Origin of the sequence: Nesterenkonia sp. Act20 (genome assembly GCF_019173455.1) — a bacterium.
Classification (GTDB): Bacteria; Actinomycetota; Actinomycetes; order Actinomycetales; family Micrococcaceae; genus Nesterenkonia.
This window is the reverse complement of record NZ_JADPQH010000001.1, coordinates 317,075-331,979: the sequence shown is the minus strand read 5'-3', so window position 1 is coordinate 331,979 and position 14,905 is coordinate 317,075. Positions and strand designations below refer to the sequence as shown.

12 protein-coding genes are annotated in these 14,905 nt (G+C 65.8%); 6 read left to right on the top strand and 6 right to left on the bottom strand.

Annotated elements, in window-relative coordinates; all coding sequences use genetic code 11:
* Window positions 1-151: 151 nt before the first annotated feature.
* Entirely contained in the window at window positions 152-1,354 is a 1,203-nt protein-coding gene (locus IY716_RS01485; protein WP_218219883.1) for a transcriptional regulator, read from the top strand.
* 10 nt (window positions 1,355-1,364) lie between these two features.
* On the top strand, window positions 1,365-2,063 hold the full coding sequence (locus IY716_RS01480) for a YigZ family protein (RefSeq protein ID WP_218219882.1): 699 nt from the start codon (window positions 1,365-1,367) through the stop codon (window positions 2,061-2,063).
* A 7-nt stretch (window positions 2,064-2,070) separates the two neighbouring features.
* Here the strand turns inward: IY716_RS01480 and IY716_RS01475 are convergent, their stop codons facing one another.
* Entirely contained in the window at window positions 2,071-2,874 is an 804-nt protein-coding gene (locus tag IY716_RS01475) for a GAF and ANTAR domain-containing protein (RefSeq protein ID WP_218219881.1), read from the bottom strand.
* Between the two features lie 186 nt (window positions 2,875-3,060).
* Here IY716_RS01475 and IY716_RS01470 point away from each other — a divergent pair, with 186 nt between their 5' ends.
* Window positions 3,061-3,618, top strand: a complete 558-nt coding sequence (locus IY716_RS01470; protein ID WP_218219880.1) for a hypothetical protein — start codon at window positions 3,061-3,063, stop codon at window positions 3,616-3,618.
* On the opposite strand, the gene IY716_RS01465 is transcribed toward IY716_RS01470, so the two are convergent.
* A complete protein-coding gene (locus tag IY716_RS01465; protein ID WP_218221340.1) occupies window positions 3,552-4,463 on the bottom strand; it encodes a heme o synthase in 912 nt (303 codons plus the stop codon). The two genes, IY716_RS01470 and IY716_RS01465, sit on opposite strands and share 67 nt — an antisense overlap.
* A 230-nt stretch (window positions 4,464-4,693) precedes the next feature.
* Window positions 4,694-6,775, bottom strand: a complete 2,082-nt coding sequence (locus IY716_RS01460) for a DNA topoisomerase IV subunit B (RefSeq protein WP_218219879.1) — start codon at window positions 6,773-6,775, stop codon at window positions 4,694-4,696.
* A 231-nt stretch (window positions 6,776-7,006) separates the two neighbouring features.
* Here IY716_RS01460 and IY716_RS01455 point away from each other — a divergent pair, with 231 nt between their 5' ends.
* On the top strand, window positions 7,007-7,222 hold the full coding sequence (locus IY716_RS01455; RefSeq protein ID WP_218219878.1) for a hypothetical protein: 216 nt from the start codon (window positions 7,007-7,009) through the stop codon (window positions 7,220-7,222).
* Between the two features lie 120 nt (window positions 7,223-7,342).
* On the opposite strand, the gene IY716_RS01450 is transcribed toward IY716_RS01455, so the two are convergent.
* The 3 genes from IY716_RS01450 to IY716_RS01440 all read right to left on the bottom strand — a co-directional run bounded on the left by IY716_RS01450 (window position 7,343) and on the right by IY716_RS01440 (window position 11,502).
* On the bottom strand, window positions 7,343-8,800 hold the full coding sequence (locus IY716_RS01450) for an RNA polymerase sigma factor (protein ID WP_369699663.1): 1,458 nt from the start codon (window positions 8,798-8,800) through the stop codon (window positions 7,343-7,345).
* A 176-nt stretch (window positions 8,801-8,976) separates the two neighbouring features.
* Complete coding sequence (locus IY716_RS01445; protein WP_218219876.1) at window positions 8,977-10,218, bottom strand: DUF4192 family protein; 1,242 nt, start codon at window positions 10,216-10,218, stop codon at window positions 8,977-8,979.
* A 111-nt stretch (window positions 10,219-10,329) separates the two neighbouring features.
* Window positions 10,330-11,502, bottom strand: coding sequence for a PAC2 family protein (locus IY716_RS01440; RefSeq protein WP_369699550.1), 1,173 nt, complete (start codon window positions 11,500-11,502; stop codon window positions 10,330-10,332).
* A 194-nt stretch (window positions 11,503-11,696) separates the two neighbouring features.
* On the opposite strand from IY716_RS01440, the gene IY716_RS01435 reads away from it, so the two are divergent.
* Window positions 11,697-13,286, top strand: coding sequence for a leucyl aminopeptidase (locus IY716_RS01435; protein WP_218219875.1), 1,590 nt, complete (start codon window positions 11,697-11,699; stop codon window positions 13,284-13,286).
* A 143-nt stretch (window positions 13,287-13,429) separates the two neighbouring features.
* Window positions 13,430-14,809, top strand: a complete 1,380-nt coding sequence (gene lpdA, locus IY716_RS01430; RefSeq protein ID WP_255316388.1) for a dihydrolipoyl dehydrogenase — start codon at window positions 13,430-13,432, stop codon at window positions 14,807-14,809.
* Window positions 14,810-14,905 lie beyond the last annotated feature (96 nt).

Sequence of the window (14,905 nt, the reverse complement as noted above, 5' to 3'; positions counted from 1 at the left end):
AGTCTTCCCTTCCTCTCGACACTGCTCGCGGGACCCGCATGAGAATGTGATGTGGGTCACCTGATGGTCAGCGTAGACCCAGGGAGGTTGCATGAAGGTTGCAGGATTAGACTGTGATCCTTACCACAATCCACGATCATCAGGAGCTGCGATGCAGGCTCTCCCTACGGAGCCGAACACCTGGTCCAGCCTGCCCCCTGCACTGCGGGAGTCTTGGCGCCGGTCGGCGCAGAAGGTGGATGACCCGATCCGTGCGCTGCCGCCGATCGAACTCGACGGCGCAGAGCTGGCAAGCCACCGCCGGGCTCACCCATTGAGCCTCGTGCTGCCGGTGCTGCGTCGACTGCTGGTGCAGCCGGCCACCGAAGCCGGCCTGATCGTAGCGATCGGGGATGCAAGAGGCACTCTGCTCTGGGTCGATGGGGCCCGGGAGACGCTGCGTCAGGGGGAGCTCTCCGGCTTCCAGCCTGGAGCCAACTGGTCCGAGCGGGCGATCGGTACCTCAGCGCCCGGACTCGCACTTGCCACCGGGCGCGGCGCACAGGTGCATCGCGAACAGCACTTCGCCTACACCGCCCACCGCTTCTCCTGCTCGGCGGCCCCCGTGCACCACCCCGGCACCGGTGAGCTCCTCGGGGTGGTCGATCTGACCGGAGGCGACCACGCCGTGGCGGTGCACTCGCTGCCGTTGCTCTGGGCGGCGATCTCTGCGGCAGAGGCACAACTCCGACTGCTTCCGATGGAGCGCTCCCCCACCCGCTTGGACACCTTGGGCCGACGCGCTGCGACGCTGAGCACCTCCGGCTCGGAGCAGCGGTTGGGCCTGCGCCACGCCGAGATCCTGTTCCTGCTCAGTTGGCACGGACAGCAACGCACAGGACACGGGCTCTCAGCGGAGGAGCTGGCAGAGCTGCTCTATGGCGAACCTGCTCATGAGGTCGCCGTGCGGGCCGAGCTCGTGAGGCTGCGTCGGCTGCTGCTGAGTCGAGGTCCGGGCCCGTTCGAGCTGCTCTCGCGTCCCTATCGGCTCAGCCCGCCGCTGCAGCTGGATGCCCAGGAGGTCAAGGCTGCGCTCACCGCGGGCGATCGGCAGCACGCGCTGGAGATCTACTCGGGAGAGCTGCTGCCCGGAAGTGAGGCTCCCGGGGTCCTCCGCGTGCGCCGCGAGCTCTCCACCCAGCTGCGCGAGAGCATCCTCTCCGACGGAACCACCGAGGAACTTTGGCGGTACCTCCAGCTGCCTGAGGCATCGGAGGACCAGGAGGCGATCAGGCTGGCCCTTCGGCTGCTTCCTGCTTCGGCACCCGAGCGCGCCGCACTCATTGCTGGGGTGGAGAGCGGTGCGGCATCGTAGACTTCCCGCTATGCCCGAGCACGCTGAGTCCTACACCGTCCTGAGACGCGGCGCGCAGGTCCATCAAGAGATCGTGCGGAGGCGCTCCCGATTCGAGACGGTGCTCCGCCGCGTCGAGACGCCCGAGGAGGCGCAGCGCGTGCTGTCCGGGCTGCGCCAGGCCAATCCCACGGCCAGGCACCACTGCAGCGCGTGGGTCATGGGCCCCGAACGCTCGATCCATCGCGGACAGGACGACGGCGAACCCTCCGGCACCGCGGGCGCCCCGATGCTGGCAGCACTGCTGAAGTCCGACATGCCCAGCGGGGCAGCTGACCTCAGTGACATCCTTGCCGTGGTGACCCGCTGGTTCGGGGGCACCCTGCTCGGCGCCGGCGGGCTGGTGAGCGCCTATTCTGACTCTGTACTCGACGCACTTCACAGAAGTGCTGATCAGGGCGACCTCATCACACGGGTGAGGATGCGGCGCTTCGAGGTTGCCTCCCCCATCGTCGAGTCGGGACGGTGGGAGAATGAACTCCGAGCATTCGGCGTGGACGTGATGGGCACCGACTACAGTCTGGACGGCTCCGCAGCACAGCTGCTGCTTGCGGTGCGGGACAGCACGTCGCAGATCGCCGAGCTGCACAGGCACGTGGCAAGACTCAGCTCAGGAGCAGTCGTCCCGGAGCCGGCGGGGCATCACTGGGTGGACCTGAGCGGCGACTGAGCACGGTCTAGGTGTCGAAACTCGTGGTGGGGGTCGCACGTCCCACAGAGGACACCAGTTCCTCAGCGAGCACCCGCAGCTTCACATTGCGGTGGCTGGAGGCCTGGCGAAGAATCCCGAAGGCCTCGTCCTGGCTGCAGCGGTTCTGCGCCATGACGACCCCTACAGCGATGTCAATCGCGGTGCGCGACTGCATCGCCGCCTGAAGGTGCTCCACGTTCTCGGAGTACGCGGCCAGACGCAGGGCGATGACGCCGACCTTGGACGCGAGGTCCGCGTAGCGGCGGGCAGCCGCGATCTCCGCCGGTCCGAAGGCCTCTGGTGTGCTCGTGTAGAGGTTCATGGCTGCGTGGGCCTCTGACTGCAGTGTGAGCGGCATGGCGAGGACGCTGCGCATGCCGAACTTCCGCACCGCTGCCATATATCCCGGCCACCGCTGCTCCGAGCGCACGTCTGCCACGCTGATCACCGTGTTCGTGCGCTGAGCCTCCAGGCAGGGTCCCTCGTCGAAGCCGGCCTGGACCTCGTCCAGCCGTTCCGCCTCTGGGCTGCTCGCGGCCACCACCACATTGCGCTTGGATCGATCGAGGATGATGCCGCAGAGCACCGGCTGAGTCCCGCTGAATCGCTCCGCGGTGGCTTCGGCCAGACCGCGGAGGAAACTCGAGATGTCACTGTCACCCTGAATGAGCACCTGCAGGTCGGCTGAGACGTTGAGTTCTGCAGCTTCGGTGTTGATGGCATCCAAGACAGCATCATCGACGGTATCGGTGTTCAGAGCAGCCTCGCTCAGCTTCGGCTCTGTGCTCATCGCGACTCCGATCCGCTAGGGCCGCGGTCATGGAGACCGCTTCGTCCGGTCCAAGTTTACTCGACGATCAGGTCCGCGCACTGCGCTCGAAGAGTGAGGCCTCACCACTTCTCCCGCGGAGAAGCACTGGCTAGACTGACGATGGAGTTCAGCAGTGGGCTCGGATCATCACTCTCAGGAGCAGCTATGACACGACCACTGCAGGGCGAACCACGCGGCGTCGCAGCCTCACTTCGCAAGGACCTCAGATCACCGGGCGGAGCCGCTGCGAAGGCGGCACGCCACTACCCATCGAGGAGAGTGGACATGTTCGAGATGGACGAGATCATGGCCCCGCTGGGCGCCACCATCTTGGGGACCCGCTCACTGGCGGATGCGGCCCGGGTGCTGGAACACTCCGAGACCGCCGTCGTGCTGAATCTCTCCTACCGTGCGATCGGTCTGATCACCCGCGCGGATCTCTCTCGGCTGCAGGAGCAGGACCCTGACGGCTGGTCGAGGAGACGCTGCGCGGGGGTCATTCGCTCCGGCGATCAGCCCATTCAGCGGAGCACCTCGATCCGGGAGCTTCTGCTGAACTCTACGCTGGACTCCACGCGGCCGTTGCTGGTCCTTGACCATGAGGAGCCTGCTGGGATCGTCCATCCCGAGGCCATCGGCGCCTGGCGGGCGAAGGCTCAACCCATCAGCGGCGAGCCGATGAAGGGGTCCACCCACAGTCCGATGAACAGCAGGGTGAGATAGAGGATCGACAGGTGGAAGACCTTCATGGCCTTCTTGTCGGTGAGGCTGCCGTCTCCTGCCTGACGATGCAGGGCGTGGGCCTCGAAGATGAACCAGGCGCCGGCCACCAGGGCGAAGGCGGAGTAGGTGATGCCGGCCCAGCCCATGGGGATCAGCAGCAACGAGCACATCACGGTGGCCCACGCGTAGAGCACCACCTGCACCGAGACTGTCTGCGCGGTCGCGATGGCGCCCAGCATGGGCACATGGGCGGTCTGGTAGTCCGTGCGGTACTTCATCGACAGTGGCCAGTAGTGCGGGGGCGTCCACAGGAAGATGACCACGAACAGCACCACTGCGGGCCATTCCAACGTCTCCCTGACAGCGGCCCAGGCGATCACCACCGGGAAGCATCCAGCGATGCCGCCCCAGATGATGTTCTGCTCGGTCCGTCGCTTCAGAATCATGGTGTAGACGACCACGTAGAAGAAGATCGCGGCGGCGCCGAGACCTGCGGCCAGCGGGTTGGTGCCGAACCACAGCACCGCGATCGCAGCCAGGCCCAGCGCTGAAGCGAAGATGAGTGCCTCGCGAGGACTCAGCTCCCCGGTCACCAGTGGGCGCTTCTTGGTGCGGTTCATCAACTTGTCCATATCGCGGTCGATATAGCAGTTGAATGCTCCCGCCGATCCGGCAGCCATCGCACCGCCCACCAATGTGGCCAGGGCCAGCCAGAAGCTCGGAACGCCCTGCTCGGCGAAGAACATCGTGGGCAGGGTGGTGACCAGAAGCAGCTCGATGACGCGCGGTTTGGTCAGCGACCAGTAGGCAGCCACCTTGCGTCGCCATCGAGGCTGCTCGACCACCGCGCCGTCGGCTGCGGAGGCGGCATCGCCGGTCGGGGCGACAGAAGTCTGTTGGGTCACGTCTCAGCTCACATTGGGGTCAAGGTGCACTCGTCGTCGTCGTTCAGTGTACCGGTCGCGGAGGTGGTCATCAGGGCCAACCAGCCTATTGCACGAATTATTTCTACACGCGGTAGAACTATACGCGTCGGAGGGTCCTCCTGGGACAGAGAGCCGAAGCCGGCGCAGCCTCAGGCGTCGATCCGCTCGCGATCCAAGGCCTGCGACCCTTCAATGATGAAGTCCTTTCGAGGTGCGACCACGGAACCCATGAGCAGGTCGAAGACCCGTTCTGCGGCTTCGGCGTCCTGGACCCTGATACGACGCAGCGCCCGATGCTCCGGGTCCATCGTGGTCTCGGAGAGCTGATCGGCGTCCATCTCCCCCAGCCCTTTATAGCGCTGGATCGGCTCCTTGTAGTTCAGCTTCTGCTCTTCCAGCTCCGCCAGCAGACGGTTCAGCTCCGCCTCGGAGTAGGTGTACTTGACCTCGTTCGCGCGGCGGCCGGGATGGATGACCTCCACCCGATGCAGCGGCGGGACTGCGGCGAAGACCCGCCCGGCCTCGATCATGGGTCGCATGTAGCGGAAGAAGAGGGTCAGGAGCAGCGTGCGGATGTGGGCACCATCGACATCGGCATCGGTCATCAGCACCACCTTGCCGTAGCGTGCAGCCTCGATATCGAAGCTGCGTCCCGAGCCCGCGCCGATGACCTGCAGCAGCGCCGCGCATTCGGTGTTCGAGAGCATGTCCGCCACGGAGGCCTTCTGGACATTGAGGATCTTGCCGCGGATGGGCAGCAGCGCCTGGAAGTCTGAGGATCGCGCCAGCTTCGCGGTGCCCAGAGCGGAGTCGCCCTCGACGATGAACAGCTCGGTCTCCGCGACACCCTTGGAGCGGCACTCGACGAGCTTCGCCGGCATCGAGGAGGTCTCCAGCGCGTTCTTCCGGCGCTGGGTCTCCTTGTGCATCCTGGCCGAGATGCGGGACTTCATCTCGGCGACGACCTTCTCCAGCACGGCAGAGGCCTGCTGCTTGTCTCCGCGCTTCGTGGAGGCGAGCCGCGATTCCAGCTCCTTGCTGACCACCCGGGAGACGATCTGGCGGGCGGCCGGCGTGCCAAGAATCTCCTTGGTCTGGCCCTCGAACTGAGGCTCGGCGATCCGCACGGTCACCACGGCAGTGAGACCGGCGAGGACGTCGTCCTTCTCCAGCTTGTCGGTGCCGGCCTTGAGCCGACGCGCGTTCGCGTCCACGGTCTTGCGCAGGCTCTTCAGCAGGGCCTGTTCGAAACCGGTCAGGTGGGTGCCGCCCTTGGGCGTGGCGATGATGTTGACGAAGCTGCGCACGGTGGTCTCGTAACCGATGCCCCAGCGCAGGGCGATGTCCACCTCGCAGTCGCGCTCCACGTCCTCCATGTGGCTCCGGCCGTCGGCGGCGAGCACCGGGATCCGTTCGTGGAACTTGCCGTGACCCTGGATCCGCCAGATATCGGTCACCGAGGCATCACTGGCGAGGTGTTCAGCAAACTCGCTGATCCCACCGTCGTACTGGAAGACCTCCTCCAGCGGCTCGGCACCACGCTCATCGCGGACGGTGATGCGCAGTCCCGGCACCAGGAAGGCGGTCTGGCGCGCCCGGTTGGCGATCTCGGTATCGTCGAAACCGGCGTCCGAGGTGAAGATCTGTCGGTCCGACCAGTAGCGGATGGTGGTGCCGGTGACGCCACGCTTGGCCTTGCCGACCACGTCCAGCGGGGAACCCTCCGCGGCAGGCGTGAACTCCGCCTCCGGATCTGGTTTCGCGCCAGCAAAGACACCGGGCTCGCCCCGGCGGAACGAGAGCTGGTGGATCTTCCCGCCGCGGGTGACCTGGGCGTCCAGTCGGGCCGAGAGGGCGTTGACCACCGAGGCGCCCACACCGTGCAGGCCTCCGACGGCGTTGTACGAGCCCCCGCCGAACTTTCCTCCGGCGTGGAGCTTGGTGAAGACCACTTCCAGTCCGGAGAGCCCCGTGCGCGGTTCGATGTCCACGGGGATGCCGCGGCCGTCGTCGCTGACCTCGACGGAGTCGTCCGGGTGCAGGGTGATCGATATCGTGGAGGCGTGGCCGGCCAGCGCTTCATCCACTGAGTTGTCGATGATCTCCCAGAGGCAGTGCATCAGGCCGCGCGAGTCCGTGGAGCCGATGTACATGCCGGGACGCTTGCGGACGGCCTCTAGGCCTTCCAGCACCGATAGGTGCCGGGCGTCATACTCGGAGCGCTTGGCCACGCAGTGTCCTCCTGTGGTGGGGGTGAATCTCTCATATCGTAGTGGCGTGCCGAGGCCTGGCGGCGCAGGAGCGCCGCAGCCGCTACGCGCACAGCGAAAGCTCGCCGCATCTGGGGTCTTCCTGCGAATGAAACGTCGCTCTTCGTGGTTCTATGGAACACCAAGAGATCCTGAAGCGGGACATCCCGCTCAGCGGACCTCTGGAGTATTCACCCTGAGGAGGCGAAGAGCATGACCGGAACAACTGGCACCCTGGAAAATCAGCCGACAACCCTGACTGCCCTTGACCGTTGCGATCGCTGCGGGGCACAGGCCTATGTGCGAGCGGCCCTGCCGTCCGGCGTTCTGCTCTTCTGCAACCACCATGCACGGCAGGTCGAGGATTCGCTGCGGCCGAAGACCGTCGAGTGGATCGACGAGTCGGATCGACTGGTGACCGCCAAGTAGGTCGAGACACACCCCGGGCGGCGCTGTGACGCAGCGCCGCCCGGGGGTCTTCAGAGACAGAGGGGGGGGCGGCCCGGAGATTCTCCGGGCCGCCCCCCCTCTGTCATCTGGACGTGCTGCTCAGTCCAGGTAGTCCCGCAGCACCTGGGACCGGCTGGGGTGGCGCAGCTTGGACATGGTCTTGGACTCTATCTGCCTTATACGTTCGCGGGTCACACCGTAGACCTTGCCGATTTCGTCCAAGGTCTTGGGCTGCCCGTCGGTGAGTCCGAATCGCATGGCGACGACGCCGGCCTCACGCTCGGCCAGAGTGTCCAGCACCGAGTGGAGCTGCTCCTGGAGCAGCGTGAAGCTCACCGCATCCGAGGGGACCACGGCTTCCGAGTCCTCGATCAGATCACCGAACTCCGAGTCGCCATCCTCACCGAGCGGGGTGTGCAGCGAGATCGGCTCGCGACCGTACTTCTGCACCTCCACGACCTTCTCCGGGGTCATGTCCAGCTCCTGAGCCAACTCCTCGGGAGTCGGCTCACGGCCCAGATCTTGAAGCATCTGCCGCTGCACACGGGCAAGCTTGTTGATGACCTCGACCATGTGCACCGGGATGCGGATCGTGCGTGCCTGATCAGCCATGGCGCGGGTGATCGCCTGGCGGATCCACCAGGTGGCGTAGGTGGAGAACTTGAAGCCCTTGGTGTAGTCGAACTTCTCCACCGCGCGGATCAGGCCGAGGTTTCCCTCCTGGATCAGGTCGAGGAAGAGCATTCCTCGACCGGTGTAGCGCTTGGCCAGCGAGACCACCAGGCGGAGGTTCGCCTCGAGCAGGTGGTTCTTGGCCCGTTTGCCGTCCGCGACGACGAGCTCAAGGTCACGGCGCAGCCGTTTGTCCTTGATGTCTTCACGGGCCAGCTTGTGATCTGCAAAGAGACCGGCCTCGATGCGCAGAGCGAGATCGACCTCCTGCTCCGCGTTGAGCAGCGCGACTTTACCGATCTGCTTGAGATAGTCCTTGACCGGATCAGCCGTGGCACCGGCAGAGACGACCTGGATCGCGGGGGCATCATCTTCATCCGCATTCGAGATGACGAATCCGCGGCCTTTGGACTCTTCCTCGTCATTGTCTTTGGGCTTCTGGCCATCTTCGGCAATCGCCTCCGGGTCCTCCCCGTCAGCGACCGCCTTCGCGACTGCCTTCTCCAGGGCTGCGGTCGGTGCCGCCTGCTCCTCGGCGTCTACTTCGGCCAGCACCTCATCGACCGGGTCTGCGGCCTTCTTTCGTCCGCCGGTCTTCTTCGCCGGAGGCTTGGTCGCCGCGGCAGTCGGCGCCTTCTTGGCGGCGCCACCTTTGGCGGGGGCGGCCTTTGCCGGAGCCGTCTTGGCGGCAGCGGTCTTCTTCGTTGCAGCACCGGCGGTGCTCTTCTTCGCCGCAGTGGACGTGGCGCTGCCGGCACCGCGTGCAGCGGTGCCCTTCTTGGCAGGCGCCTTCTTCTCCGCTTCGGCAGCGGCCGCGTTCTCTTCAGTGGACTTGGACGCAGTAGTGGGCACGGTGACCTTCCGACTTAGACATATGAAGCAGATGCGCTGGACTTGATGGTCAACACACCTATGACCCTGTCAAGGCCATTATTGAAGTCACAACCTCTGGGGAGCTGTCAACAGCCCCCACACTCGGCGTGATCCCAACAATGGTTGCAGGGTCTCAGCAGTTGACAACATAGCGTGTTCGGCTCGCATTCCCAATCTGAGAAAAAATCTCAGCTGCGCGATTGAGCTTGGTTCTGCGCCCACGACCAGCTGTGCCTCTTCACTCGGGCCCAGAGACAGACGCCCTTCAGCTGCATGAGCTGATCGATCAGCCGGCTGAACTGATTGTCTGGAAATTCAGCGAGACATTGGTCGATGAAGGAACCTGCGGCGGTGCCCCGGCCGCGGGCCCATTCGATCCATGCCATCACGCAGAGGAGGTTCTCTCGCTCAGACCCCGCCGCATAGGGCACCAGCTCACCGAGAACCTGCTCCAGAGCGTCGACACGCTCCCAGTCCGGGCGTCGACCAGTTTCGCCGAGGAAGGAAGACGCGTAGTCGGCCAACAGCCGCTCCTGGGCCGGGCCCTGCGGTGCTCGTCCATCGCCGTGCTCTGCCTGCAGCCCTATCAGCGTGGCTGGCAGCCCGACTGTGGCCAGCGGAATGAGCAGGTCCCTGGAGGAGGCGCTCTGCAGCTGCTTCAACAGCTCTGGAGCGTGTTCAACAGCCCCGGTCCCGATGCCTCGGGTGAGCGCCTCCAGCACGACGTCCCAACGGTGGAGCAGTCGCTGAGCCGCTGCCGGATCCAACCCCTGTTCTGGGCTGCGACGATTTCGCTGGACGCGATCCAGCACGGTCGGATCCGGAGCCTGGGCCTGACGCAGAAAGAGCTCTGCGGCGTCACGCAGGGGGCGGGGCCTGCGCACTGCGGGCTCAGACTGCTCAGTCGAAGGACCGAGCAGCTCATCGACCGGCTGCCCCGGAAGCTCACAGCAGCTGTGTTCCGTGCAGGCCGGGTCGCGGATATGCCCCGCGGCCAGGAACCAGCACTGCACGATGCGCACACAGTATTCAGCTTCCAGAATCAGCCCCAGGGCCTCGAGGCAGCTGCTCCACGCGGCATCCTGTTCGATCGACGCGGGCCCCTCGCCGATGAGCATGACCATCGCCGCCTCGGGTGCGGGTTCAGCGCCGGGACCCGCGAGGCAGTCAGCGATCATCCGGGCCGACGCGAACGGGTCGGCCAGGGCGGGGCTGAGGTCGATCCGCATATGTCCGCCAGTGAAGCCGTCCAGCAGCCCGATGACGATGAGCGAGTCGCGCGGGAGACCGCCGAAGGTGTGCTCCACGAGTCGCGCTGAATCCCCGGGTCGCTGGATGTCCAGCCGTGAGGTGCTGTCTCGCTCGGTCGGCGCGGCGGCCGGAGCATGGGGCCCGTCGAAGGGGTGTGCCGCAGGTGTCGCTGAGTCCATGGACCAAGACTGCAGGCAGCGGGACCGGGGCGACCTTGAACCTGCCCGATCTGTGGAGGAGCTGGGCGCCTGCGGAGCCGGGGCCGCCGCTGGGGAAAACCTGCTCGCGGGTCAGCGGTCCTGCTGGGGATCCTCGTCCGTCTCCGGATCCGCGGGGTCCGCACCTGGTTCCTGCGGTGTCCCAGAACCCTCCGGTGTCCCAGAATCTTCCAATGACTCGGGGGAGCCGAGGCCCGCAGGACTGTCCGGCGCCTCATCCTCGGCGGCGGCGGCCGCGTCCTCGGCCGGGTCATGGTGACGCAGGTAGGCCTCCACGGCCGCGCCGAGCTCTTCGGCGTCCGGGACGGCGTCGTCGTCCTTGACCAGAAGAGACCGCTGCTGCGGCGTCGCATACTCGTCGAAGTTGCGCTCCAGGCGTTCGACCATGCCCTCGATCTCGGAGTTCTGCCGGACTTGGCGCGAGATGTCGTGCTCCACCAGCCGGGAGGCCTCACGGAGCTCCTCTGTGGGGAGCATGAGCTCCAGCGCTGCGCCTGCGTACTCCATCGCCGCCACGGCGACATGGGGGAACTTTCCGCCGGCGAGATAGTGCGGCACGTGCAGGGTGTAGCCGACGACGTCGCGCTCCGCCTCGGTCATGCGCAGCTCCAGGAACTGGCTCAGGCCCGCCTCGATCTGGGCACTCGGTCCCCAGGTGGAGATCCCCTCGATGAGGTCTTGCCGGTTGCCGTGGGCGGTCACGCCGATGGGACGGGTGTGCGGAGTGGGCAGCCCCAGGGCGTCCACCAGCACGACCAGCTTCACGTCGAGACGGTCCACGAGCTGCAGCACCGCGGTGGAGACGCGTTCCCACTGGTAGTCCGGTTCGTCTCCGGTGAGGAAGAGGAATGGGTGGCCCAGTGCATCGCGCACCTCGTAGAGCTCCAGTGCAGGACTCTTATAGTCGCTGAACTGATTGTCGGTGAACGTGATCTGCGGACGTCGTGATCGGTAGTCGAAGAGTTCGTCCACGTCGAAGCTGGCGAGCAGGTGGTGCGGAAGCGAGCTGAGCAGCGACTCGGAGAGCTGTTCGCTCAGGCTGCCCGCATCGGTGTGCCCGGACCAGGAGACCAGCATGCTCAGGCTCCGAGCGGGCACCTGGTCTTCGCGCAACACCAGCGCACCCCCCTCGGCACTGACCGTGGACTCGGGTGTCGCCAGGCTGCCGAGGTTCACGGAGGAGTCGGGCTCGTCGTTCGCATCGGCTGCGGGGTGGACATGCAGCAGATCCAGGGGGTCCTTCACCTGACGGCTCCTCTTCAATGTCGGGGCTGGGTGGGCACGACCGGAGAGTGTCCAGCCGCCGACCCAGAGAGTCATAGGTACAACAGGATGCCAGCTGCAGGCATTCCCGCGCGGATTGTGGTTAGGATCGATGGTCGAGAACCACCATGACGACTTTGCAGATTCCGTCACCCTCGGAATCAGATGGGATAGATGTGATCAACGATTTTCAGCCCAGCCTCTCCACCGTATCGACCTCGGTCGAGAAGACCGCGACCGACGCCCTCGTGCTCGGCGTCGCGAAGAGCCCCCAGGGCCCGATCCTGCTTCCCAACCCGCTGGCCGATGAGGCCGCCAAGGGAGTGGCCGACTCGCTGAAGGCGCTGGGAGCCACCGGCGCTCCGGATCAGCTGCTTCGGCTGCCCGGCATGGACGGTTTCAGCTCCGAGACCCTGGTTCTGATCGGCGTGGGATCGCTGACCGGCGAAGCCTCCGGCGGCATCACCCTGGAGGCCCTGCGCCGCGCCGCCGGCTCCGCGGTGCGCCAGCTGGGCAGCGTCGAATCCGTGGCCATCGCCCTGCCCGCCTCCACGGTCGAGCAGGTCGGAGCCATCGCCGAAGGTGCCGCGATCGGCGCCTACTCCTTCAACCACTTCCGCAGCTCCGAGGAGGCCCGCACCTCGACCCCGGTGCGCGACATCCAGATCCTGACCGAGCTCAAGGACAAGCAGACCCGTGCGGCGCTTGACCGCGCGGCCGTCGTCGGATCCGCCGTCCGGGCGACCCGCGACCTGGTCAACACTCCCCCCAGCCACCTGTTCCCAGAGAGCTTCGCGGATATCGTCACTGAGCTCGCCGATCGCACGAAGGCCCCGGCACATGCCGGCGGCTCAGCGCGTGCTGCCAAGGTCAAGACCAAGGTCTGGGGCGAGAAGGAACTGGCCCGCGACGGCTTCGGCGGAATCCTCGGCGTGGGCAGCGGCTCCTCCCGCAAGCCCCGACTGGTCCGCATGGAGCACTCCCCCGCGAAGCCGGTCGCGCACATCGCGCTGGTCGGCAAGGGCATCACCTTCGACTCCGGCGGGCTCTCGCTGAAGCCTGCAGCCGCAATGACCACGATGAAGCTGGACATGGGAGGCGCGGCCACGGTGGCCGCCGTCGTGCGCGCCGTCGCCGACCTCAACCTGCCGGTCAAGGTCACCGGCTGGCTCTGCCTGGCTGAGAACATGCCCTCAGACACCGCGCAGCGCCCAGAAGATGTGATCACCATCCACGGCGGCAAGACCGTCGAGGTGCTGAACACCGACGCCGAGGGCCGTCTGGTTCTCGCCGACGGTCTGGTGGCCGCGTCGGCGGAACAGCCCGACGCGATCATCGACGTCGCGACGCTCACCGGCGCTCAGATGATCGCTCTGGGCGTCCGGACCTCCGGCGTCATGGGCAACGAGGATCTGCGCGAGGCCCTCGTGATGGCGGCCGAGGATGCAGGCGAGAGCCTGTGGCCCATGCCGATCCCCGAGGAGGCGCGCTCCGGCTTCGACTCCGAGGTCGCTGACCTGACCAACCTGGGTGACCGCTTCGGCGGCATGATGAATGCCGCGGCCTTCCTGCGCGAGTTCGTGGGCAATCGTGCCGGAGCCTCGGCCGAGGCTCTGGACCCGGAATCCAGCCGGATCCCGTGGGCGCATGTGGACATCGCCGGCCCCGCGTTCAATGAGAAGGGCGCCTACGGATACACCCACAAGTCAGGCACCGGCGTGATGGTGCGCACATTGATCAGCTACCTCGAGGGCCTGAGCCGCTGATCCAGTGGCTGATGCCTCCGCACAAGCGATAGGCTGAATGCAGTGAACACCTGTGACGCGCCGAGGGCGGGTCGAACGTCCCGCCCTCGGCGCTTCACAGGCGAAATCAAGAAACTTCACGTCTCACTCGATGCAAGGGAGCAATGACAGTGGCCGACCAGCCTCAGGAATTCGACGTACTCGTTCTCGGCGGAGGCAGCGCAGGCTATGCTGCGGCGCTGCGCTCGGTCCAGCACGGCCTCACCGTGGGCCTCATCGAGAAGGACAAGCTCGGCGGAACGTGTCTGCACTGGGGCTGCATCCCCACCAAGGCCTACCTGCATGCCGCTGAGCTCGCCGACGAGGCCCGCTCCTCCGAGAAGTACGGCGTCAAGACCACATTCGAGGGCGTGGACATGGCCAAGGTCCGCGAGTACAAGGACGGCATCGTCGCCGGAAAGTACAAGGGCCTCACGGGCCTGCTGAAGATGCGCAAGGTCACCGTCATCTCCGGCGAAGGAAAGCTCGTGTCGCAGAACGAGATCGAAGTGGACGGCACCCGGTACACCGGCAAGAACATCGTGCTCGCCACCGGCTCCACCTCCAAGACGTTCGGCCTTCCGCTGAGCAAGAAGATCATCACCTCCACCGAGGCGCTGGAGATGGACTCCACCCCGAAGTCCGCCATCGTGCTCGGCGGCGGCGTCATCGGCTGCGAATTCGCCTCCGCGTGGACCTCCTACGGCACCGAAGTCACCATCATCGAGGGCCTGCCCTCGCTGGTGCCCAATGAAGATCCCTCCATCGTCAAGCAGCTTGAGCGCACCTTCAAGAAGCGTGGCATCACCTTCAACACCGGCACCTTCTTCAACGAGGTCAAAGAGACCGACGACGGCGTCAAGGTCACCCTCGAAGACGGCAAGACCTTCGAGGCCGAGATCTGCCTGGTCGCGGTCGGCCGCGGCCCCGTCACCGAGGGCTTCGGCTTCGAAGATGTCGGCATCACTCTGGATCGCGGCTTCGTGATCACCGACGATCGGCTGCACACCGGCGTCGGCAACATCTATGCGATCGGGGACATCGTCCCGGGTCTGCAGCTTGCCCATCGCGGGTACCAGCAGGGGATCTTCGTCGCCGAAGAGATCGCCGGGAACAACCCGATGATCGTCGAGGACATCAACATCCCCAAGGTCACCTACTGTGACCCCGAGATCATGTCGGTGGGCTACACCCAGCCCGCGGCTGAAGAGAAGTACGGCAAGGATCAGATCGAGATCACCGAGTACAACCTCGCAGGCAACGGCAAGTCCTCCATCCTGGGCACCGGCGGTCTGATCAAGATGGTCGGCGTCAAGGGCGGTCCGATCGTCGGAGTCCACGGCATCGGCACCCGCATCAGCGAGCAGGTCGGCGAGGCTCAGCTGATCGTGAACTGGGAAGCGTACCCCGAAGACGTCGCCTCCCTGGTCCACGCCCACCCCACGCAGAACGAAGCCATGGGCGAGGCTGCGATGGCGCTCTTCGGTCACCCGCTCCACGGCTGATCCACACCTCCCGGACCGCCGGGGCCCTTCCAGTACCGCCCGTTGAGACAACGCTCCAGCCGTGAGGCTGCGTCGAACTTTGAGAGTAGGAGTCGG

What these genes read in the sequence shown, in the direction of transcription:
- IY716_RS01485 (WP_218219883.1), top strand. Translation starts at nt 152, where the DNA reads ATGCAGGCTCTCCCTACGGAGCCGAACACCTGGTCCAGCCTGCCCCCT.
- IY716_RS01480 (WP_218219882.1), top strand. Translation starts at nt 1,365, where the DNA reads ATGCCCGAGCACGCTGAGTCCTACACCGTCCTGAGACGCGGCGCGCAG.
- IY716_RS01475 (WP_218219881.1), bottom strand. Translation starts at nt 2,874, where the DNA reads ATGAGCACAGAGCCGAAGCTGAGCGAGGCTGCTCTGAACACCGATACC.
- IY716_RS01470 (WP_218219880.1), top strand. Translation starts at nt 3,061, where the DNA reads ATGACACGACCACTGCAGGGCGAACCACGCGGCGTCGCAGCCTCACTT.
- IY716_RS01455 (WP_218219878.1), top strand. Translation starts at nt 7,007, where the DNA reads ATGACCGGAACAACTGGCACCCTGGAAAATCAGCCGACAACCCTGACT.
- IY716_RS01445 (WP_218219876.1), bottom strand. Translation starts at nt 10,218, where the DNA reads ATGGACTCAGCGACACCTGCGGCACACCCCTTCGACGGGCCCCATGCT.
- lpdA (WP_255316388.1), top strand. Translation starts at nt 13,430, where the DNA reads ATGACAGTGGCCGACCAGCCTCAGGAATTCGACGTACTCGTTCTCGGC.